Source organism: Jeotgalibacillus sp. S-D1 (assembly GCF_004358665.1).
Classification (GTDB): Bacteria; Bacillota; Bacilli; order Bacillales; family Jeotgalibacillaceae; genus Jeotgalibacillus.
Map to the genome: position 1 here is coordinate 384,413 of NZ_SMZR01000003.1, position 21,129 is coordinate 405,541.

Below are 21,129 nucleotides of genomic sequence, written 5' to 3' on the forward strand. Positions count from 1 at the left end.
TGTTAGCTTGCTAATTGTTTTGGATGAAAGCAACCTTTACTACTGTCCAGGCTATTCTTGTATTTATTTTAACAGACTTTTTAAATTAATAGGGGGGTTTTAATACAAATGGGGAGATCATGACTACGTCTATCAGTTTTTATGACACATCTTATGTAACCGTTTTACTATTTAATGCAAAAAGAGAAACAATCAGATTGATTGTTTCCCGTGCTGAATTAAATTAAATTAGTCGATTATTTCTTTTTCTTTGGAAGCTTGATCGTGATTTGATAGTATTCATCAAATTCTTCTTCTTCAGAATCCAGCTTCATGCCGGAATCAGAAATCATATTTAATGACTGACGGATCGTATTGACTGCGATCCGCACATCTTTATTAAACGCTTTTTTTTGCGGCTTTTGTTTCGTCTGAGGTCCTTCAAGCAGCTTTTGAACACGCGTTTCTGTCTGTTTTACATTAAGCTGCTGGACAATGATTTCTTCAAGAAGCTTCAGCTGTGCCTCTTCTTCTTTTAAAGGAATAAGAGCGCGGGCGTGACGTTCGGTGATCTTCTTTTGCGTTAATACATCCCGCACCTGGCTGGGAAGCTTTAGCAGCCGCAGCTTGTTGGCAACAGTCGATTGTCCTTTTCCTAATCGTTGTGCAAGAGCTTCCTGAGTAAGTTGATGGAGGTCCAGAAGCTTTTGATAGGCCATTGCCTCTTCCACTGGTGACAGCTCTTCACGTTGTAAGTTTTCAATGAGCGCCACTGAAGCAGTTTCAGTATCGCTCATATTCTTAACAATTGCCGGAACCTTATTCCAGCTGAGGGATTTCATTGCACGCCATCTGCGTTCCCCTGCAATGATTTCAAACTGGCCATCTCCGCTTTCACGCACCACAATTGGCTGGATAATACCATGTGTTTGAATCGTTCTCGCTAGCTCTTCTATTTTTTCATCATCAAAGATCGTTCTCGGTTGAAAACGGTTCGGTTGAATTTGATGAATTTCTATTTGTCTAACTTCTTCTTTTCCTTCCAAGGCTTCTGAAGAAACAGGTTCTTCCTTATCGCCAAGGCCAAAGATCCGTGAAAACGGAGTCTTCATCAAGACACACCACCTTTATGAAACTCGCAATCTCTACCTTTACTGCCTGGCAGGCGTTTCACGTGAAACATGTGCCAGGCTCTTCTTATAGCGGTGACTTATTAGGGGTCCCCGGCTTACGCGGATACTTTTTAGGGGTAGAGACTGATTTTTCAACAACGATTATTGAACGTTCACTTTGCTCTATCGGAAGAGAAAAGGAATCGACCTTCATTTTTCCTCCGCCAAGCGTTTTAATCGCCCGTTTGGCCTGTGTCAGTTCATCAGCAGCATTTGCTGCTTTCATTGCCACAAAACGTCCGCCTGTTTTTACTAAAGGCAAACAAAGCTCTGACAGGACAGTTAATCTGGCAACGGCACGAGCTGTTACCAGATCATAAGACTGGCGAAATGCAGGATTTTGTCCAAATGTTTCAGCACGATCATGATGAAAATGAACATTATCAAGTTCAAGCTCTTTAGCCAGATGGTTCAAAAATGTAATCCGTTTATTTAAAGAGTCGACAATCGAGACTTCTAAATGGGGAAAACATATTTTTAAAGGGATGCTGGGAAATCCAGCTCCGGCTCCTACATCGCATATTGACAGCGGCTTGGTAAAATCGACATAAAAGCTGGCTGTGATCGAATCATAGAAATGCTTTAGATACACTTCTTTACGATCGGTAATAGCCGTAAGATTCATTTTTTCATTCCATTCAACAAGCACTTCATAATAGCGGTTAAATTGCTGAATCTGCTTCTCGGAAAGTTCAATGCCATTTTCTTTTAACAGCTTTTCAAATTGCTCTTGATTCATTTATTTTCTCCTTTAGGTTACTCCCCTGATACTTTTGCAATCCGGCCTTGTTCAATGTAGACAAGTAGAATTGAAATATCTGCCGGGTTTACCCCTGAGATGCGAGATGCCTGCGCAATGGAAAGCGGGCGGACGTCGCGAAGTTTTTGTCTGGCTTCGCTGGCAAGTCCATTTATCGCATTATAATCAATGCCTTCAGGAATTTTTTTGTTTTCCATTTTCTTTAATTTATCGACTTGCTGAAGGGATTTTTCAATATAACCTTCATATTTTATTTGAATTTCCACTTGTTCTTCCACATCAAAAGGCAAGGCAATGTCAGAAGGTGAAACCTCTTTAATATGATTGTACGTGATTTCAGGTCTTCTTAAAAGGTCAGATCCGCGAATCCCATCTTTTAAGCTGCTGCTGCCTGCTGATTCCATAAGAGCCTGCACCTGTTGGCTCGGCTTAATAATCGTTCCGCGCAGCCGTTTGATTTCCGCATCGATCATGTCTTTCTTTTCGTTGAAACGGTCAAACCGCTCCTCAGAAACCAGTCCGATTTCCCGTCCTGTATCCGTTAATCGAAGATCGGCATTGTCATGTCGAAGCAAAAGACGATATTCGGCACGGGAGGTAAGCAATCTGTAAGGCTCATTGGTTCCTTTTGTTACAAGGTCATCAATTAATACGCCAATATAGGCATCTGAACGGCTTAAAATAACTTCTTCTTTATCAAAAGCACGGCGTGCGGCATTAATTCCGGCCATCAGACCCTGCCCGGCAGCCTCCTCATATCCTGAGGTGCCATTAATTTGGCCTGCTGTATAAAGGTTTTTAATTTTTTTCGTTTCAAGTGTCGGCCAAAGCTGCGTTGGCACAATTGCATCATACTCAATCGCATAGCCTGCACGCATCATTTGAGCTTTTTCAAGACCGGGAATGGATTCCAGCAATTTTTGCTGTACATCTTCCGGCAAGCTCGTTGACAGCCCTTGAACATAAACTTCTTTTGTATTGCGTCCTTCCGGCTCCAGGAAAATCTGATGACGCGGTTTATCGTTGAATCGGACGACTTTATCTTCAATCGAAGGACAATATCTTGGTCCTGTACCTTTTATCATACCCGAATACATCGCTGAACGGTGTAAATTTTCGTCAATAATTGTGTGAGTTTCCTCATTTGTATACGTCAGCCAGCAAGGAAGCTGATCTGTGATGAATTGAGTAGTTTCATAACTAAAAGCGCGCGGCACATCATCACCCGGCTGAATTTCTGTTTTGGAATAGTCGATGGTCTGGCTGTTGACACGCGGTGGCGTGCCTGTTTTAAAGCGCACAATATCAAACCCGAGATTTCGCAGATGATCTGCAAGGCCAATTGATGGCTGCTGATTGTTCGGGCCGCTTGAATATTTCAGGTCCCCTATAATCACTTCACCGCGCAAAAAAGTACCCGCTGTAATGATGGTGGTTTTAGCACGATAAACCGCGCCTGTTTTTGAAATAACGCCTGTACATTCTCCATCTTCAATCACAAGCTCTTCCACCATTGCCTGAAGAAGAGTAATATTCGGCTCATTTTCAATTGTCTCTTTCATATCCTGCTGATACAGAACCTTATCTGCCTGAGCACGAAGCGCTCTTACAGCCGGTCCCTTACCTGTATTCAGCATGCGCATTTGAATATGGGTTTTATCGATTGTCCGGCCCATTTGACCGCCCAGCGCATCGATTTCTCTTACCACAATTCCTTTTGCCGGGCCTCCAACAGAAGGATTGCATGGCATAAACGCCACCATGTCTAAATTTATAGTTAACATCAGTGTTTTGGCTCCCATGCGTGCAGCGGCAAGTCCTGCCTCTACACCTGCATGGCCTGCTCCTACGACGATGACATCAAAAGAACCTGCCTCAAATTTTTTCACCATAACGATGAATGTTCCTCCTTTTATTGCTTCTTATTTCCCAAGACAAAACTGCGAAAACAATTGATCAATTAAGCTTTCCTGAACGGTGTCCCCGATAATCTCTCCCAGAAGCTCCCATGTTCTTCTCAGATCAATCTGTACCATATCGACTGGTGTTCCCATTTGAGCACCCTGTATGGCTTCATCGATCGTTTGAAGAGCTTGATGAAGCAGCGCGATATGACGATTATTGGATACATACGTGCCGTCACCCGCTTCCAGCGACCCTGCAAAGAAAAGGGATGCAATGGCTTCTTCAAGCTCATCTACCCCCTCCTCCTTCAATAATGAAGTGGTTACCAGCTTGTGGTTCGCTGCCAGATCCTTTACTTCTTCCATATTAATCTGCTGCTCTAAATCGGTTTTATTTACAATGACAATCGTGTCCATTCCTTTTACTGCTTCAAACAGGCGTCGGTCTTCATCTGATAATGGTTCAGCATTATTCAGGACAAGCAAAAGCAAGTCCGCTTCTTTTAACACTTTACGCGAACGTTCGACTCCGATTCGTTCGACGATGTCTTCTGTATCACGAATTCCTGCTGTATCAACCAGCTTTAACGGAACGCCGCGGACATTTACATACTCTTCAATCACATCGCGCGTCGTACCCGGAACATCTGTAACGATCGCTTTATTTTCATGAACAAGACTATTTAATAAGGAGGATTTTCCAACATTCGGCCGTCCGATAATCACGGTTGAAAGTCCTTCCCGTAAAATTTTCCCCTGCTCAGAAGTCTGTAATAATCGCTCAATCTGCTCTTTCACATACGCTGATTTTTCCAGCATCATTGAGAGAGTCATTTCTTCGACATCGTCGTATTCGGGATAATCTATATTAACTTCCACCTGTGCCAGAATCTCTAAGATTTCCTGGCGAAGGGATTGAACAAGCTTTGATAATTTCCCTTCCATCTGCCCCATGGCCACCGTCATGGCACGGTCCGTTTTTGCCCGAATCAAGTCCATTACCGCCTCCGCCTGCGATAAGTCAATTCGGCCATTTAAAAAGGCCCTCTTTGTGAATTCGCCTGGTTCTGCAAGCCTTGCACCCTGGCGTAAAACCAGCTGAAGCACCTGGTTCACAGTGACGAGCCCGCCGTGGCAATTAATTTCAATCACGTCTTCACGTGTAAATGTTTTTGGCCCCTTCATTACCGATACCATTACTTCCTCAATGGTCGTTTTTGAAGCAGGATCCACAATATGCCCATAATGAATAGTATGGGAAGGAACAGTCTGAAGCTGTTTGCCGCCCATACCTTCAAATACGCGATCAGCAATCGCCAGCGCATCATCGCCGCTTAGACGGACGATCGCAATCGCTCCTTCTCCCATCGGCGTCGAAATCGCTGCAATTGTATCAAACTCCATTGGGCTGCCACCTCACTTTTTTATCGTTCAAACTGCTTTATAAAACCCCAATTTTAAGGGTAAAATGCTCATTTATTTTTTTGCGTAGAAGCCATTCCGCTACTTCCGCTATATTGCTTATCCTTTAAATAATTAGAATAGCACACTTTTATCTATTTAAAAAGAAAATCAGTTGGATTTATCCACAAGTTGTGGTATTGGCGTGCGCGGAGGAAAGTTATCAACATGGGGATAAGTAGAATTTTATATAACAGAGGGAAGTTCCCACTTAATTAAAATTTGAATTTTATGCTATTTATTTAGCGAATTTAATTTTATTATTTTACATTAAATTGAAATAAAGATAAATAGAATAGATTATATATTTACATTATATTCAATTTACTAGCGCATTAAAAAATCCTCTAACCTTTGGCTAGAGGATTTTAGGTTCATTTCAGCTTTCTTTTTGATTGAATCATCAAATATCTGTGGGGTTCAACGCCTTCAGAGTTTGTTTCAATATCACGTCTTCCAGAAAGCGCATTATGAATGATTTTTCTTTCATATGATGGCATCGGCTCAAGCTTTACAGGTCTGTTTGATCGCACCGCCTGATCTGCCATTTTTTTCGCTAAATGCTCAAGTGTTTCCTGTCTGCGCTGCCGGTAGTTTTCAGCATCAAGTATGATGGTCAAAAACTGGGCTGCATGTTGATTGGCCACGAGCTGAGCAAGATATTGAAGAGAATTAAGCGTTTGGCCTCGTTTTCCAATTAATAACGCAATTTTTTCACTTTCCAGCTGGAATGTGACAATTTTACCGTCTTTTTTTACGTTTGTTTGAATTTCAAGACCCATATGCCTGGTTACATCTTTCAAATATCGATCAACTTCCTCGATCGCGTCTTTTTTCTTCGACACAGTCACCTTTGCCGGACGCCCGCCAATCAATCCTAAAAACCCTTTTTTACCTTCATCAATGACTGTTACTTCCGCTTTTTCCTGCGAAATTTGTAATTTCGTTAAAGCGGCAGTCACAGCTTCTTCCACTGTAGCACCTGTCATAGTGATTTGAGACACTTTTTTAGCTCCCCCTGTCTTTATTGCACAGAATGGTCTGCTTTTTTGCTGCCTGTCCCATTAATTAGTAGGGTTTGAACGATCATAAAGATGTTTCCGACAACCCAGTACAGCGATAATGCGGATGGGAACGTAATAGCAAAGACTACGATCATTACTGGCATTATATAAAGCATGATTTGCATTTGAGGATTCATTCCGGCAGGATTTCCGGCCATCATGAATTTTTGCTGTAAATACGTCGTGATCCCCGCTACTATAGGAAGAATGAAGAAAGGATCTCTTTCGCCAAGATCAAACCAAAGGAAGTTATGGTTGGCGATTTCTGTCGTACGAACAATTGCATGATAAAAAGCAATTAGAATCGGCATTTGCACAAGCAGCGGAAAACAACCCGCTAATGGATTAACGCCATTCTTTTGAAACATTGCCATTGTTTCCTGCTGAAGTTTTTGTTGAGTTTGAGCATCTTTTGAAGAATACTTTTCTTTCAACTTCAACATTTCAGGCTGAATTTCCTGCATTTTTTTCGTATTTTTTGTTTGCTTAATCATTAATGGAAGCAGTGCGAAACGGATAATCAACGTAACAATTACAATTCCTAATCCGTAATTGTCTCCGCTCCATTGCGCAATTGAAGTTATAAGCCATGACAAAGGATAAACAAAGTAGCTGTTCCATATTCCTTCACTCTCGGTTGTAATCGGCTGATTGATCTGCGTACAACCCGATAGAAGAGCCACCAACCCCACAAACAATAGTAGGGGTAATAAACGATTTTTCACCCAGATGTTCCTCCCTATCTTTATATTCATTGCATACCACCCGTAATTGTAACATGTTTCCGAGTGGATGTAATGGCTTACTCGTCTATAATTTCTTTGAATTTACTCTTTTTTGAAGCACTTTGGATTTTCCCATCACGTGAGTTAAACTGCTTTTGGTTTGATGGAAATCAAGATCAGCTGCAGGTTTTCTGGCAATCACAATATAATCATGCTCCTGCTGCAGCTGGGGGGAAAGCTCTAAAAAGACCTGTCTTATATAGCGTTTAATGCGATTTCGAACAACCGCATTGCCTACTTTTTTGCTCACCGATAAACCCAGACGGAAAGAGGCCTGGTCCGTTTTCTTCAAATGATAAAGGACAAACTGACGATTGGCCATGGATGCACCATGGCGAAAAACCTGCTGGAATTCAGGATTCTTTTTAATACGCTGCTCTTTTTTCATTACCACACCTACAATATGTTGGATTTATTTAACCTTATAAGTGAAAAAAGACCACTGAGTGGAATCAGTGGTCTTAAGCAGACAATACTTTTCTTCCACGTTGACGGCGACGAGCTAGAACCTTGCGGCCATTTTTTGTGCTCATGCGTGCGCGGAATCCGTGTACTTTACTTCTTTTACGCTTATTTGGTTGGAACGTACGTTTCATGTATAAGACACCTCCTAATTGATCATTCATCGATGACCAAGCTACAGACATTTTAAATTATTATATAGACTTCACATATCAAATGTCAATGTTCATTTCATAACAACCTCCTTATCATAACAGAGTCAAATCTTTACTTCAATAGTCAATTTTATTTTCGACGTAAATAGAACAAAATCGATTTCTTCTTTTTACCGAAAATAAAAAAAGCATTCCTATTCTAAATAGAGATGAATGAACTGAACCGATGCCAGTTTCTCAAGGGGAGATCGGGATAGACGGGTATTCTTCATTTTTTGAATTTCTTCATTCATTTATTTTCTGTGAGGCTATTTTTAAAAAGCTGTGTACAACTGTGGATAGTTTTTCGACACCTTTTTTCTTTATCCACAGCAGGTATCGACAGCTTTTTCACAGATTCACCCCTTGTGGACAAGATTTATCCCCCTGTGAAAGGCGCTGTGGATAAATTATGAGATTCCTTGCACCTCAAAGGATTTTCTGCTATTATAAGTGTGTTTTCACTCTTAATAACTTATCCGCCTATAAAACATTATCCACAGTTGTGGATATGCTGTGGATAGTTTTCTCAACATGCATGGAGAATCTTGTCCACAGCCTATGGATTATGTCGATATGTACTTATTTCGCTTTTTCTTCTATTCATAAGGATGAATATATATAAGATGCCTGCAAAAACATTACTATTCTAGAAAAATAATAACGTGAGGAGGGTTTGATACTTGGAAAATATCACGGATCTTTGGAACCGAGCGCTCGAAACGATAGAAAAGAAAATTAGCAAACCAAGCTATGAAACGTGGTTAAAATCAACTAAACCTTTTTCATTGCAGCGCGATAAACTGACCATTACCGCACCAAACGAATTTGCCAGGGATTGGCTTGAAGGACACTATTCGCAGCTGATCTCGAATGTTTTAAAAGAAGTGACAGGGGAAGAGCTGATGGTGAAGTTCATTATTCCCCAAAACCAGGATCAGGATGACTTTGATTTTACGGTTCAGCCGAAAAAACAAATTAAAGATGATGACCAGCAGGAATGGTCTCAAAGCATGTTAAATCCTAAATATACGTTTGATACATTCGTTATCGGTTCAGGGAACCGATTTGCACATGCTGCTTCGCTGGCTGTAGCGGAAGCACCTGCAAAGGCTTATAATCCTTTATTTATTTATGGGGGAGTAGGATTAGGCAAAACCCATTTAATGCATGCGATCGGACACTATGTTTTAGAGCATAATTCTTCAGCTAAAGTGGTTTATTTGTCATCTGAAAAATTTACAAATGAATTTATTAATTCCATTCGTGATAATAAAGCGGTCGATTTTCGCAATAAATATCGAAATGTAGACGTTTTGCTAATTGATGATATTCAATTTCTTGCTGGAAAAGAACAAACACAAGAGGAATTTTTCCATACCTTTAATACTCTTCATGAAGAAAGCAAGCAAATTGTCATTTCAAGTGACCGTCCGCCAAAAGAAATACCTACCCTAGAGGATCGATTGCGTTCCCGATTTGAATGGGGGCTCATTACGGATATTACTCCTCCGGACCTTGAAACGCGTATTGCGATCCTGCGAAAAAAGGCAAAAGCTGAAGGACTTGATATACCAAACGAAGCCATGCTTTATATTGCCAATCAGATTGATTCCAATATTAGAGAATTAGAAGGTGCACTTATCCGGGTTGTCGCTTATTCATCCCTTGTCAGCAAAGACATAAATGCCGATCTGGCAGCTGAAGCATTAAAAGACATCATGCCAAGTTCAAAGCCAAAAGTTATTACGATTCTGGACATTCAAAAGGTGGTGGGAAACCACTTCAGCATCAGGCTTGAGGACTTTAAAGCGAAGAAAAGAACAAAAACGGTGGCATTTCCAAGACAGATTGCGATGTATCTATCCAGAGAAATGACAGACTTTTCATTACCTAAGATTGGGGAAGAGTTTGGAGGCCGTGATCATACAACCGTTATACATGCCCATGAAAAAATCTCAAAGCTGCTTGATCATGATGTTTCGTTAAAGCAGGAAGTCAAGGATATCAAGGCTACTCTTCAAAAGTAGCTTCTTAAAACTGTGGGTAAATGTGGATAGATGGTGCACGTTTGAGCACATCTTTTCCACATGGGGAAAACTTATCAAAACAAGTCATCAACAGGCTTATCCACATATCCACAGGCCCTACTAGTATTACTATTATTTTAAAAGACTTAAATACTATATATATAGAGCAGCAGACTACAAACATTTTGGAGGCTATGAAAATGAAATTCCAGATTCAGCGAGATCGCTTAGTGAATGGCGTAAACGATGTTATGAAGGCCGTTTCTTCCAGAACAACCATTCCAATTTTGACCGGTATTAAAATAATGGCTCATGAAGAAGGGATTACCTTAACCGGAAGTGATTCAGATATTTCGATTGAATCTTTTATCCCAAAAGAAGAAGACGGAAAAGAAATCGTCACCATCCAGCAAGCTGGCGGAATTGTACTCCAGGCTAAATTCTTTGAAAGCATCGTAAAAAAACTGCCAATGGATACTGTCGAAATCGAAGTTCATTCCCATTTACAGACCGTTATTCGTTCAGGAAAATCTGAATTTAATCTTAATGGCTTAGATGTAAATGAATATCCGCATCTGCCGCAAATCGAAGAAGACAACGTACTTAGAATTGCAACGAACCTTTTAAAGACCATGATTCGACAAACGGTGTTTGCAGTGTCCACCTCAGAAACACGCCCTATCTTGACAGGTGTAAACTGGCACATCGAAAATGGTGAGTTAAACTGTGTTGCAACAGACAGCCACCGCCTTGCTATGCGGAAGGCGCCAATCAGCGGAGGGGAGGAGACTTCCAATAAAGCGGTCATCCCCGGCAAAAGCCTGAATGAGTTAAATAAAATTCTGGAAGATACAGCCGATGAGGTTGAAATCGTCATTACAGAAAACCAAGTGCTGTTTAGAGCAAAACATGTGCTGTTTTTCTCGCGTTTGTTAGAAGGAAATTATCCTGATACATCAAGACTGGTTCCTGCTGAAAGCAAAACATCTCTGACAATAGGCGGAAAAGATTTTCTGCAGGCAATTGACCGGGCATCATTATTGGCCCGTGAAGAACGGAATAATGTGGTGAAGCTTTCGATCAGCGAAGAAGGCGCTGTTCAAATTTCTTCAAATACACCTGAAATCGGAAAAGTAGTAGAAGAGGTTCAAAGTGAAGAAACCGATGGAGAGGCATTAAATATTTCATTTAGTGCAAAATACATGATGGATGCGCTGAAAGTATTCGAAGGTGCCGAAACAAATATCCAATTTACTGGAGCAATGAGGCCGTTTGTTCTGCGCCCAACATCAGATGACACCATTCTTCAATTAATCACACCTGTAAGAACCTATTAGATCAACATATAAAACTGGTTTTCAGTAAGCCAAATGCCCCTGTTTCATGTCGAAACGAGGGGCATTTGGTTCTTTTGATAAAAGAATGCAGTGAAATCGAGAGAAAAGGGAATTTTCCTTTGTTTTCAGCGGCAGTATTGGGTAAAATAATATATTAGAGAATATAAGAAGGTAGTGAGCGAAATGAAAGAAACGATCACGATCACAACGGAGTATATTACGCTTGGACAATTCCTGAAACTGGCAGAGGTAATTCAAAGCGGAGGAATGGCCAAGTGGTTTTTAAGCGAGCATGAGGTATATATCAATCAGGAGCTTGACCAAAGACGTGGACGTAAATTGCGTGATGGAGATGAAGTTCAAATTCCTGACGTAGGTACATACGTGGTGAAGTCAAGCGAATAGAAGGATGTTAGGACATGTATATTGAGCAGCTTGAGCTTGCCCATTATCGAAATTACGAAAAGCTGACGGTCGATTTTGATAATAACGTCAATGTCATATTGGGGGAAAACGCCCAGGGAAAGACGAATGTAATGGAATCCATTTATGTTCTGGCCATGGCAAAATCCCATCGTACGTCGAATGAGAAAGATTTAATACAATGGGACTCAGATTATGCTAAAATAAAAGGTAGAGTAATGAAACATCATGGCTCCCTGCCGCTGGAATTAATCATTTCCAAAAAAGGGAAAAAAGCCAGGCTGAATCATCTTGAACAATCGAAATTAAGCCAATACATTGGCAATATGAATGTTGTTATGTTCGCGCCCGAAGATCTCCACTTAGTTAAGGGGAGCCCTCAAGTAAGGCGTCGTTTTATTGATATGGAGATAGGGCAGATTTCAGCTGTCTATCTTCACGATAGCAGTTTGTACCAAAAAATCCTGCAGCAGCGCAATCATTATTTAAAGCAGCTGCAGTCAAGAAAACAAAAAGACCGCACCATGCTTGAAGTGCTAACGGATCAGTTTGTGGAAATGGCGGTTAAGATTATTAAGCGCCGTTTTGAGTTTATTAAGCTATTGCAGCAATGGGCAGAACCGGTTCATGCCGGAATCTCAAGAGGCCTCGAACAGTTAGAGGTGGTATACAAACCGTCCGTTCAGGTTTCAGAAGATCATAGCTTTGATGAAATAGAAGCTGTCTTTCGCAAAAAGTTTGATGAGCTTAGAGAGCGGGAAATTGACCGCGGCGTTACGCTGATCGGTCCTCATCGTGATGACCTGCAGTTTCTGGTAAACGGTCATGACGTTCAGACATTTGGTTCACAAGGGCAGCAGCGCACCACTGCCTTATCCATCAAATTAGCTGAAATTGAGCTGATTCATTCCGAGATTGGTGAATACCCGATTTTACTCCTGGATGATGTATTATCCGAACTGGATGACTTCAGGCAATCACACCTGCTCAACACGATACAGGGTAAGGTCCAAACGTTCGTCACCACAACCAGTGTCGAAGGAATTGATCATCAGACCCTGAAGGATGCAACTACCTTTGTTGTTGAAAAAGGGAGCATGATTAAGCAAACATGAGGGGGCTGATCCTATGTATGTTCATATAGGAGAAGATGCAATGGTAAGAATGAGCGATATCGTGGCAATAATGGATATGCAGGCGACAAAGTCTTCTCTCATAATGGAGCAGTTTATGAAAGATAACGACAACGGCATTGTCGATCTCTGTCGCTCCACCTGTAAATCGATTGTTATTACTGATTTCAAGGTCTATTTGTCTCCATTGTCCTCAGCCACTCTGAAAAAAAGAACAGAAAAAATGGCCAGGCCAATTTTTGAATAAACGTAAATCGGATCGTCAAAGAAAGTGTAGGTGAACCACGTGGCAACAGATAATACGCAAATGCAGCCGCAAGCATATGATGAAAATCAAATTCAAGTACTCGAAGGGCTCGAAGCGGTAAGAAAACGCCCAGGTATGTATATTGGGTCCACAGCATCAAGAGGACTTCATCATCTCGTTTGGGAGATTGTTGATAACAGTATTGATGAAGCACTGGCTGGTTATTGTGACGAAATAAAAATCATTATTGAAGAAGACAACAGCATCACTGTTGAAGACAACGGCCGTGGAATTCCAGTCGGCATGCATGAAAAGATGGGCCGTCCGGCAGTCGAAGTAATCATGACGGTGCTTCATGCCGGCGGTAAGTTCGGCGGAGGAGGATACAAGGTATCCGGTGGACTTCATGGTGTTGGTGCCTCTGTCGTTAACGCCCTTTCGGACAAGCTTGAAGTATTTGTCCACCGTGACGGCAAGATCTACCACCAGGAATACAGAAGAGGGGTTCCAAGCTTTGATCTGAAAGTGATCGGGGAATCGGATCATACAGGTACGATTACACGCTTTAAAGCTGATCCTGAAATCTTTACTGAAACGACCGTTTATGATTACGACACACTGGCTAATCGCGTCCGGGAGCTTGCTTTCTTAAACAGAGGACTCGCTTTAGTCATTGAAGACCGTCGCATTACCGAAGAGCACAGCACCCCTACATCTAAACGATTCCACTATGAAGGCGGAATTAAATCCTATGTTGAGCATTTAAATCGTTCAAAAGAGGTTATTCACGAAGAGCCGGTATTTGTAGAAGGTGAACGTGATGGGATCTCCATTGAAATTTCCCTGCAGTACAATCAGGGTTATGCCAGCAATATTTATTCTTTTGCCAACAATATCAGCACGCATGAAGGCGGTACACATGAATCAGGCTTTAAAACAGCCCTGACACGTGTGATTAACAGCTATGCTACCCGCAATAACCTGATGAAAGATGCAGACAGCAATCTGTCAGGGGAGGATGTCCGGGAAGGAATTACAGCAATTGTTTCCATCAAGCACCCAGACCCTCAATTCGAAGGACAAACCAAAACCAAGCTTGGGAACTCAGAAGCCCGTACGATTACGGATAATCTGTTCTCTGAGCATTTCGATAAATTTTTAATGGAAAACCCGGTCGTTGCCCGTCAGATTGTTGATAAAGGCCTGATGGCTGCCCGTGCAAGACTTGCAGCTAAAAAAGCCAGAGAATTAACACGACGTAAAGGTGCACTTGAAGTATCAAGTCTTCCGGGCAAGCTTGCTGACTGTTCATCCCGCGATCCTCAAATCAGCGAACTTTACGTGGTTGAGGGTGATTCCGCCGGAGGTTCTGCTAAACAGGGCCGTGACCGTCACTTCCAGGCAATTTTACCATTGCGCGGAAAAATCATTAACGTTGAAAAAGCGCGGCTTGATAAAATCCTGTCCAACAATGAGATTCGTGCTATTATTACGGCTCTTGGAACAGGGATTGGCGAAGAATTCGATCTTGCAAAAGCCCGTTATCATAAAATCGTTATCATGACGGATGCTGATGTCGACGGCGCCCATATTCGTACGCTGCTTTTAACATTCCTGTACCGGTATATGAGAAATATTATTGAAGCAGGATATATCTATATCGCACAGCCGCCTCTTTATAAAATCACGCAGGGCAAAACGATCCATTATGCCTACACTGAGCGTGAAATGAATAACATTATTGCAGAATTGCCGGCAGCTCCAAAACCCGGCCTGCAGCGCTATAAAGGTCTTGGAGAGATGAATCCTGATCAGCTTTGGGAAACGACAATGAACCCGGAATCCCGTACATTGCTTCAAGTAAGTCTTAAAGATGCGATTGAAGCCGATGAAACGTTTGAGATTCTGATGGGTGATAAAGTCGAACCAAGACGTCAGTTTATCGAAGACAATGCTATGTATGTAAAAAATCTAGATATTTAAGAAGAGGGATAGACGAATACTCTATCCTTTCTTTTTCGTAAAAGGAGGCAATTTCAACTATGGCCGAAACGCCAAGATCTAATGTCCATGAAATTAATATTAGTCAGGAAATGCGAACATCCTTTTTAGATTATGCAATGAGTGTTATTGTAGCCCGTGCCCTTCCTGATGCAAGAGATGGATTGAAGCCTGTTCACCGCCGTATTTTATATGCGATGAATGACTTAGGCATGACATCCGATAAAGCCTATAAAAAATCAGCCCGTATCGTCGGTGAAGTAATCGGTAAGTATCATCCCCATGGTGATTCGGCTGTATATGACACGATGGTCCGCATGGCTCAGGATTTCAGCTACCGCTATATGCTCGTTCAAGGCCACGGGAACTTTGGTTCTGTGGATGGCGATGCAGCGGCTGCGATGCGTTACACGGAAGCCAGAATGTCGAAAATATCAATGGAATTAATTCGTGATATTAATAAAGACACCATCGATTATAAAGACAACTATGATGGATCAGAGCGGGAGCCGGTTGTTTTGCCGTCTCGTTTTCCAAATCTATTAGTCAATGGATCAAGCGGGATCGCAGTTGGGATGGCGACAAATATTCCTCCTCACCAGCTTGGTGAAGTCATTGACGGGCTGCTTGCATTCAGTGAGCACCCTGAAATAACAATCGGTGAATTAATGGAGCATATTCCAGGTCCGGATTTCCCAACCGGAGCATTAATTCTTGGACGAAGCGGAATTCGCCGTGCGTATGAAACAGGACGCGGTTCTGTCGTTCAGCGCGCCAAGGTTGAAATCGAACAAAAAGCGAACGGCCGTGAAACAATTCTTGTTCATGAGCTTCCTTATCAGGTTAATAAAGCAAAATTAATTGAAAAAATTGCCGAGCTCGTGCGTGATAAAAAAATTGACGGCATTACGGATCTTCGTGATGAATCAGACCGCAACGGCATGAGAATCGTTATAGAAGTACGGCGTGATGCAAACGCTAATGTCCTGTTAAATAACCTTTATAAACAAACGGCCCTCCAAACAAGCTTCGGCATTAACATGCTTGCTTTGGTTGATGGACAGCCGAAAGTACTTAATTTAAAAGAAGCACTCTATCACTACCTGGAGCATCAAAAAGTTGTGATTCGCCGCAGAACTGAATTTGAGCTTCGCAAAGCTGAAGCAAGAGCTCATATCTTAGAGGGTCTGCGTATTGCTCTTGATCACATAGATGCCATTATTTCACTTATTCGTGCTTCTCAAACAGCTGACGCAGCGCGTGAAGGATTAATGGAGCAATTCAGTTTATCCGAAAAGCAGGCACAAGCTATTTTAGATATGCGTCTCCAGCGCCTGACAGGACTGGAACGTGACAAGATTGAAGAAGAATATCAAGCGCTTGTGGCTTTAATTGCTGACTTAAGATCTGTATTAAACAGTGATGAGCGGGTTCTTGAAATTATTCGTGAAGAGCTTATTGAAATTAAAGAACGCTTTAATGATGTCCGTCGAACTGAAATTACCTCAGGCGGCGCAGAAATGATTGAAGACGAAGATTTAATCCCGCGTGAAAACTTAATCGTGACCCTGACACACAATGGTTACATTAAGCGGCTTCCGGCTTCCACCTACCGCAGCCAAAAACGCGGAGGGCGCGGAATTCAGGGCATGGGGACAAATGACGACGATTTCGTTGAACATTTGTTAACTACCTCAACGCATGATACGATTCTTTTCTTTTCTAATAAAGGCAAGGTCTATCGTACGAAAGGCTACGAGATTCCTGAATTCAGCCGTACTGCAAAGGGACTGCCGATTATCAACCTCCTTGGTATTGATAAGGATGAAGATATAAACGCCATGATCCGTGTAGAAGAGTTTAGAGAGGATTCCTTCTTCTTCTTTACGACAAAATACGGAGTATCAAAACGTACGCCGGTTTCTGATTTTGCCAATATCCGTACAAACGGTTTAATCGCGATTAATTTAAAAGAAGGCGATGATCTTATTTCCGTAAAACTGACGGATGGCAGCAAGGAAATCATTATTGGCACGCAAAACGGGCTTCTCATTCGTTTCCCTGAAGAAGATGTCCGTTCCATGGGCCGAACTGCAACCGGTGTGCGGGGCATCCGTCTAAAAGGCGAAGATGTAGTTGTCGGGATGGAAATCCTGGAACCGGATAATGAAATTCTGGTAGTTACGGAAAAAGGATACGGCAAACGTACGGCAGAAAAAGACTACCGTGTTCAATCCCGAGGCGGTAAAGGGATTAAAACGTGTAATATAACCGATAAAAACGGGAAGCTTGTTGCTGTTAAAGCTGTAACAGGTGAAGAAGATGTAATGATTATTACTGTACATGGTGTATTGATCCGCATGGACGTCAGCGGTATTTCACAAACAGGAAGAAGCACACAGGGTGTTAAATTGATTCGCTTAGGTGACCAGGAATTTGTGGCTACCGTCACCCGAATTGAAAAAGAAGAAGATGTTGAAGAAGAAATCGAAGATATGCTTGAGTCGGAAGCATCTGATGAATCCATTATTCCAGAAGGGGAAGAAATCCTGGAATCTCCAGAGATTGAAGATCCTGCTGAGGATTCAGTTGAAGAGTTTGATGCTGAAGAAGAAGACGATGATGACAGCGATCGTGACGATGATTCAGAAAAATAATTTCTAAAAGGAACAGGGAATCTTCCCTGTTCCTTTTTTGTGTGCAAACATGTTCAGTCTATGTTGCCTGTGATGTGTAATAAGTTGATGCAGCAGGATGGTGGAAACATTCTTCGGAAATCAACAGCCGTTTTTATAAAAAAAATGAACAAAAAGACTGCTTCAAGCGTAATAGATACAGATATAAAAAAGGGAGGGTGAAGAAGTGGCAGAAAACGATGAAGATCTTATTCAAAGAGCAAAATCCGGTAATCATGAAGCGCTCGCGATTCTTTTAAAGCAGCACTACCAGTTTTTGTTTTCTTATTTACTTAAGCTGACTCTTCACCCATCCGCCGCCGAAGATTTAACACAGGAAACAATGGTTCGCTGTATTGAACGTTTTTATCAATACGATTCACAAAAAGCAGCATTTACAACCTGGATGATTCAAATTGGAACGAATCTATGGATGGATGAAAAAAGAAGAAAAAAACGCGAGAATGCTTACTTAAACAAGCAACAGCTTTCATGGAAGCTAAATGAAGCTTCCACTACGGAATGGATTGCAGTCACTGCTGCATTAAAAACCTTAAAAGACATTCATCGAATCCCGGTGATTTTAAAGCATTATTACGGATATAGCTATGAAGAAATGGCCAGTATTTGTCAGGTATCGGTTGGAACAATAAAATCGCGATTAAACAACGGGTTAACAAAACTTAGAAAGGAGCTGGGTGAACATGAGTCAACATGATCAATCTGAAATTGAAGCTAAATTGCGGCGTGGACTTCAGGCTTTAGATGAAGTTGAAAGCGCAACTCCTTCCATAGAAGCATTAACCATGCTCGTTCAACAAACAAAACAAAAACAGCGGAATGAATTATATGTATTTGTCCTAGTCGCCCTTTTAATCACAGTTTGCACTGTTGCTTTTATCGTGAATTTACCCGGAGTGTATTTGCTGTTGCAGCTGCTAATCATTATTGGCATTGGAATCAGTTCAATTTTCATCGTTCGAAAAAGCAGGGTGAAACAATATGAATGAACTTGAAAGTTTACCTTTATTATTTTATATCATCTTAGTTCCCGTTCTCCTGGCTCAAAGCATTTATTTGTTCATCGATGCTCGAAAACGAGGGCATGCACGATGGTTTTGGGGGATTTGGGGGATGATTCAAACGCCAATGCCCATCCTCGTTTATTTCATTTGGACAAGAAAAATCAGTCCCTTCATTAAAAAAAGGAGAGAAGATAATGGAAGAGATTAATTTCGCCATATTGGCTCCTCTAGTTGCGATAAGTCTATTACTTGTGGTCATTGCTTTGGTTGATTTGGTTAAACGTCCTCAAACAAATGGACCAAAGCTGGTATGGGCATTGGTCATTTTATTTATTACCACTCTGGGGCCGATCGTATATTTTGTTTTTGGACGAAAGGATGGCTAGCTATGATACAAGTAGAGCATTTGACAAAAACCTTTGGATCGACGGATGCGGTAAAGGATCTTAATTTTTCATTGCGGCCGGGAAAAACGACAGCGTTAATCGGTCCAAATGGAGCGGGTAAAACAACCACTCTTCATATGATCAGTGGTCTAATGAAACCAACGGCAGGAAAAATTAATTACACGGCCCAGAAAGAAGACCCAAGGGAGCTTATCGGTTTTCTTCCACAGTATCCAGCATTTTTTGATTGGATGACGGCGGAGGAATACGTTCACTTTGCTGCGCAGCTTGGAAAGAAGACGAAAAAAGAAGCTGTATCGCTTTCAGATGAGTTATTAGATAGAGTTGGTTTACACGAAGTAAAGAAGAAGAAAATTGGAGGTTTTTCTGGCGGAATGAAGCAGCGTTTAGGAATTGCACAAGCACTCGTCCACAGACCGAAACTTCTATTACTTGATGAACCTGTATCAGCTCTGGATCCCACTGGACGTAAAGAAGTGATGCAGCTGCTAAATGAAATAAAAAAAGATCTGACAATATTGTATTCAACTCACGTATTACATGATGCCCAGACACTCTGTGATGACGTACTAATGATGAACCGGGGTAAAAAAGTGGTTTATGCTTCACTAGAAGAGATTTACAAACAATATGATCGCCCCCGAATTACCATCAAGACCGACAACTCCATAGAACCATGGGCTAAATCATTTGCAGCAAATTATCCTTTCCTCACAATCGAGGTTAAAAATGGAGAAGCAACGATCAGTGGTTCCTCTATAAATATAGTACGACAACATCTATTTAAAGAATTGTCCTCCGGAGAAATAGCTGTTCGCTCGATAGAAGTGGGAACTTCGACGCTGGAAGATGTTTTCCATGAGGTGATGAAACCATGAACGGGTTGAAGATTTTATTTAAGAAAGAACTTTTGGAAATGTATCGAAGCTACAAGTGGGTATGGATGCCATTGCTTTTCATTTCATTAGGCATCATGCAGCCGTTAACGAGCTATTATTTAGCAGATATCATAAAAGAATTTGGCGGTCTTCCGGAAGGAGCAGTATTTGAAACACCTCTCCCGACGTCTCAGCAGGTGTTTACTGAAACCCTTGGACAATTTTCTCAAATAGGCACACTTGTCATTGTTCTTGCAGCGATGGGAATGTTGTCTAATGAAAGGAACAGCGGAGCTGCACTTATGATCCTCGTGAAACCGATCTCCTATACCGGTTATTTTCTATCAAAATGGCTGGCTGCAGCTTCATTGGTTATCGTTTCTTTTCTATTAGGTGTATCATGCACTCTCTATTACACAACGTTACTGTTTGATCCACTTCCGGTAAAAGAGGTTATGATCTCGTCAGGCTATTATGTTGTGTGGCTCTTAGTCACCGTAACCATCACTTTAACGCTTAGTGCTTTCATTAAAAAAACGGCAGCCGTTGCAGGAGCCAGCATTCTAATCCTGCTGTTGCTGGCAGTGGCAGCTTCATTATTTAAAGAGCCCTTGAGGTGGACACCAGGAAACCTGCTTACATTAGCTCAGCAAGCCATCATGAATGAACCTTTAATCGGGAGCCTGGGTACACTGATGGTGACAAGTGTTTTTATAGCAGGAATAAGCTGTGCTGGGATACGATACATGAAACAAGGAGAATGGCTGCGATAAAGCAGCTATTCTTTTTTGGGTAAACTAATTATCGTGGTTTAAAGATCGATTGATGAAGTTCAAATGAAGAAACGAAAGAAATTAAAAAGAATTCCAAATAAGTATTGCACTAGTTTTATATGCATGGTATATTTATATGCGTCGCTTCTGAGGCGCACTCATTCAACAGCAAAAAAGAAATTAAAAAAGTTGTTGACATAACATTTGAAAAAATGGTATGATGATCTAGTCGCTTGAGAGAGCAACACACAAACGAAACACCTTGAACCTTGAAAACTAAACAACCAAAAACGTCAACGTTAATACAAGTTTTAAATGAAACAAATGAGCTTTATCAAACACTTTACGGAGAGTTTGATCCTGGCTCAGGACGAACGCTGGCGGCGTGCCTAATACATGCAAGTCGAGCGAATTTCTTT

General features: G+C 41.5%; 21 protein-coding genes and 1 rRNA gene. 14 read left to right on the forward strand and 8 right to left on the reverse strand.

The annotated features are described in order from the left end of the window. Positions 1–236: 236 nt before the first annotated feature. From noc to rpmH, 8 genes are all read right to left on the reverse strand, one after another. Positions 237–1,091, reverse strand: a complete 855-nt coding sequence (gene noc / locus E2R51_RS12680) for a nucleoid occlusion protein (protein ID WP_133377436.1) — start codon at positions 1,089–1,091, stop codon at positions 237–239. An 85-nt stretch (positions 1,092–1,176) separates the two neighbouring features. Next, positions 1,177–1,890 carry a 16S rRNA (guanine(527)-N(7))-methyltransferase RsmG gene (gene rsmG / locus E2R51_RS12685; protein ID WP_133377437.1) on the reverse strand — a complete coding sequence of 238 codons (714 nt, stop codon included), beginning with the start codon at positions 1,888–1,890 and terminating at the stop codon, positions 1,177–1,179. Positions 1,891–1,907: 17 nt separating this feature from the next. Then, positions 1,908–3,803 carry a tRNA uridine-5-carboxymethylaminomethyl(34) synthesis enzyme MnmG gene (gene mnmG, locus E2R51_RS12690; protein WP_133377438.1) on the reverse strand — a complete coding sequence of 632 codons (1,896 nt, stop codon included), beginning with the start codon at positions 3,801–3,803 and terminating at the stop codon, positions 1,908–1,910. Between the two features lie 30 nt (positions 3,804–3,833). Beyond that, complete coding sequence (gene mnmE / locus E2R51_RS12695) at positions 3,834–5,219, reverse strand: tRNA uridine-5-carboxymethylaminomethyl(34) synthesis GTPase MnmE (protein WP_133377439.1); 1,386 nt, start codon at positions 5,217–5,219, stop codon at positions 3,834–3,836. Between the two features lie 431 nt (positions 5,220–5,650). Beyond that, the gene (gene jag, locus E2R51_RS12700) at positions 5,651–6,280 is read right to left on the reverse strand and encodes an RNA-binding cell elongation regulator Jag/EloR (RefSeq protein WP_133377440.1); all 630 of its coding nucleotides are present in this window, start codon (positions 6,278–6,280) and stop codon (positions 5,651–5,653) included. Between the two features lie 20 nt (positions 6,281–6,300). Continuing rightward, the gene (gene spoIIIJ, locus E2R51_RS12705; RefSeq protein ID WP_133377441.1) at positions 6,301–7,065 is read right to left on the reverse strand and encodes a YidC family membrane integrase SpoIIIJ; all 765 of its coding nucleotides are present in this window, start codon (positions 7,063–7,065) and stop codon (positions 6,301–6,303) included. Positions 7,066–7,150: 85 nt separating this feature from the next. Further along, entirely contained in the window at positions 7,151–7,513 is a 363-nt protein-coding gene (gene rnpA / locus E2R51_RS12710) for a ribonuclease P protein component (RefSeq protein ID WP_133377442.1), read from the reverse strand. Between the two features lie 73 nt (positions 7,514–7,586). Next, positions 7,587–7,721 carry a 50S ribosomal protein L34 gene (rpmH, locus tag E2R51_RS12715; RefSeq protein ID WP_084215458.1) on the reverse strand — a complete coding sequence of 45 codons (135 nt, stop codon included), beginning with the start codon at positions 7,719–7,721 and terminating at the stop codon, positions 7,587–7,589. A 743-nt stretch (positions 7,722–8,464) separates the two neighbouring features. On the opposite strand from rpmH, the gene dnaA reads away from it, so the two are divergent. The 14 genes from dnaA to E2R51_RS12785 form a co-directional block, all read left to right on the forward strand. Further along, a complete protein-coding gene (gene dnaA, locus E2R51_RS12720; protein ID WP_133377443.1) occupies positions 8,465–9,811 on the forward strand; it encodes a chromosomal replication initiator protein DnaA in 1,347 nt (448 codons plus the stop codon). 200 nt (positions 9,812–10,011) lie between these two features. Then, positions 10,012–11,148, forward strand: a complete 1,137-nt coding sequence (gene dnaN, locus E2R51_RS12725) for a DNA polymerase III subunit beta (RefSeq protein WP_133377444.1) — start codon at positions 10,012–10,014, stop codon at positions 11,146–11,148. A gap of 183 nt (positions 11,149–11,331) precedes the next feature. Continuing rightward, entirely contained in the window at positions 11,332–11,553 is a 222-nt protein-coding gene (gene yaaA, locus E2R51_RS12730) for a S4 domain-containing protein YaaA (protein ID WP_133377445.1), read from the forward strand. A gap of 14 nt (positions 11,554–11,567) precedes the next feature. Then, positions 11,568–12,686 (forward strand): DNA replication/repair protein RecF, encoded by a 1,119-nt coding sequence (gene recF, locus E2R51_RS12735; RefSeq protein WP_133377446.1) that lies wholly within the window; start codon positions 11,568–11,570, stop codon positions 12,684–12,686. 13 nt (positions 12,687–12,699) lie between these two features. Then, the gene (gene remB / locus E2R51_RS12740) at positions 12,700–12,951 is read left to right on the forward strand and encodes an extracellular matrix regulator RemB (protein ID WP_133377447.1); all 252 of its coding nucleotides are present in this window, start codon (positions 12,700–12,702) and stop codon (positions 12,949–12,951) included. A 60-nt stretch (positions 12,952–13,011) separates the two neighbouring features. Further along, positions 13,012–14,934, forward strand: coding sequence for a DNA topoisomerase (ATP-hydrolyzing) subunit B (gene gyrB / locus E2R51_RS12745; protein WP_133377479.1), 1,923 nt, complete (start codon positions 13,012–13,014; stop codon positions 14,932–14,934). Between the two features lie 59 nt (positions 14,935–14,993). Then, on the forward strand, positions 14,994–17,609 hold the full coding sequence (gyrA, locus tag E2R51_RS12750) for a DNA gyrase subunit A (protein WP_133377448.1): 2,616 nt from the start codon (positions 14,994–14,996) through the stop codon (positions 17,607–17,609). Positions 17,610–17,814: 205 nt separating this feature from the next. Continuing rightward, the gene (locus tag E2R51_RS12755; RefSeq protein WP_133377449.1) at positions 17,815–18,345 is read left to right on the forward strand and encodes a sigma-70 family RNA polymerase sigma factor; all 531 of its coding nucleotides are present in this window, start codon (positions 17,815–17,817) and stop codon (positions 18,343–18,345) included. Next, positions 18,332–18,637, forward strand: a complete 306-nt coding sequence (locus E2R51_RS12760; protein ID WP_133377450.1) for a DUF5345 family protein — start codon at positions 18,332–18,334, stop codon at positions 18,635–18,637. The genes E2R51_RS12755 and E2R51_RS12760 overlap by 14 nt, the downstream gene beginning before the upstream one ends. After that, entirely contained in the window at positions 18,630–18,860 is a 231-nt protein-coding gene (locus E2R51_RS12765; RefSeq protein WP_133377451.1) for a sigmaY antisigma factor component, read from the forward strand. Before E2R51_RS12760 ends, E2R51_RS12765 begins: the two co-directional genes overlap by 8 nt. Beyond that, positions 18,847–19,038 (forward strand): PLD nuclease N-terminal domain-containing protein, encoded by a 192-nt coding sequence (locus E2R51_RS12770; protein ID WP_133377452.1) that lies wholly within the window; start codon positions 18,847–18,849, stop codon positions 19,036–19,038. The genes E2R51_RS12765 and E2R51_RS12770 overlap by 14 nt, the downstream gene beginning before the upstream one ends. Positions 19,039–19,040: 2 nt before the next feature. Beyond that, a complete protein-coding gene (locus E2R51_RS12775) occupies positions 19,041–19,937 on the forward strand; it encodes an ABC transporter ATP-binding protein (RefSeq protein WP_165967217.1) in 897 nt (298 codons plus the stop codon). Then, complete coding sequence (locus E2R51_RS12780) at positions 19,934–20,710, forward strand: ABC transporter permease (RefSeq protein ID WP_133377454.1); 777 nt, start codon at positions 19,934–19,936, stop codon at positions 20,708–20,710. Before E2R51_RS12775 ends, E2R51_RS12780 begins: the two co-directional genes overlap by 4 nt. Before the next feature lie 342 nt (positions 20,711–21,052). Next, positions 21,053–21,129 (forward strand): 16S ribosomal RNA (locus E2R51_RS12785); the annotation flags it as partial.

Excerpts from the sequence above, each read along its gene's own strand:
- E2R51_RS12775 (WP_165967217.1), top strand. The coding sequence starts at position 19,041 with ATGATACAAGTAGAGCATTTGACAAAAACCTTTGGATCGACGGATGCG.
- noc (WP_133377436.1), bottom strand. The coding sequence starts at position 1,091 with ATGAAGACTCCGTTTTCACGGATCTTTGGCCTTGGCGATAAGGAAGAA.
- mnmE (WP_133377439.1), bottom strand. The coding sequence starts at position 5,219 with ATGGAGTTTGATACAATTGCAGCGATTTCGACGCCGATGGGAGAAGGA.
- E2R51_RS12765 (WP_133377451.1), top strand. The coding sequence starts at position 18,630 with ATGAATGAACTTGAAAGTTTACCTTTATTATTTTATATCATCTTAGTT.
- rnpA (WP_133377442.1), bottom strand. The coding sequence starts at position 7,513 with ATGAAAAAAGAGCAGCGTATTAAAAAGAATCCTGAATTCCAGCAGGTT.
- gyrB (WP_133377479.1), top strand. The coding sequence starts at position 13,012 with ATGCAGCCGCAAGCATATGATGAAAATCAAATTCAAGTACTCGAAGGG.
- gyrA (WP_133377448.1), top strand. The coding sequence starts at position 14,994 with ATGGCCGAAACGCCAAGATCTAATGTCCATGAAATTAATATTAGTCAG.
- rpmH (WP_084215458.1), bottom strand. The coding sequence starts at position 7,721 with ATGAAACGTACGTTCCAACCAAATAAGCGTAAAAGAAGTAAAGTACAC.
- E2R51_RS12770 (WP_133377452.1), top strand. The coding sequence starts at position 18,847 with ATGGAAGAGATTAATTTCGCCATATTGGCTCCTCTAGTTGCGATAAGT.
- rsmG (WP_133377437.1), bottom strand. The coding sequence starts at position 1,890 with ATGAATCAAGAGCAATTTGAAAAGCTGTTAAAAGAAAATGGCATTGAA.
- E2R51_RS12760 (WP_133377450.1), top strand. The coding sequence starts at position 18,332 with ATGAGTCAACATGATCAATCTGAAATTGAAGCTAAATTGCGGCGTGGA.
- E2R51_RS12780 (WP_133377454.1), top strand. The coding sequence starts at position 19,934 with ATGAACGGGTTGAAGATTTTATTTAAGAAAGAACTTTTGGAAATGTAT.
- recF (WP_133377446.1), top strand. The coding sequence starts at position 11,568 with ATGTATATTGAGCAGCTTGAGCTTGCCCATTATCGAAATTACGAAAAG.
- remB (WP_133377447.1), top strand. The coding sequence starts at position 12,700 with ATGTATGTTCATATAGGAGAAGATGCAATGGTAAGAATGAGCGATATC.
- yaaA (WP_133377445.1), top strand. The coding sequence starts at position 11,332 with ATGAAAGAAACGATCACGATCACAACGGAGTATATTACGCTTGGACAA.
- mnmG (WP_133377438.1), bottom strand. The coding sequence starts at position 3,803 with ATGGTGAAAAAATTTGAGGCAGGTTCTTTTGATGTCATCGTCGTAGGA.
- dnaN (WP_133377444.1), top strand. The coding sequence starts at position 10,012 with ATGAAATTCCAGATTCAGCGAGATCGCTTAGTGAATGGCGTAAACGAT.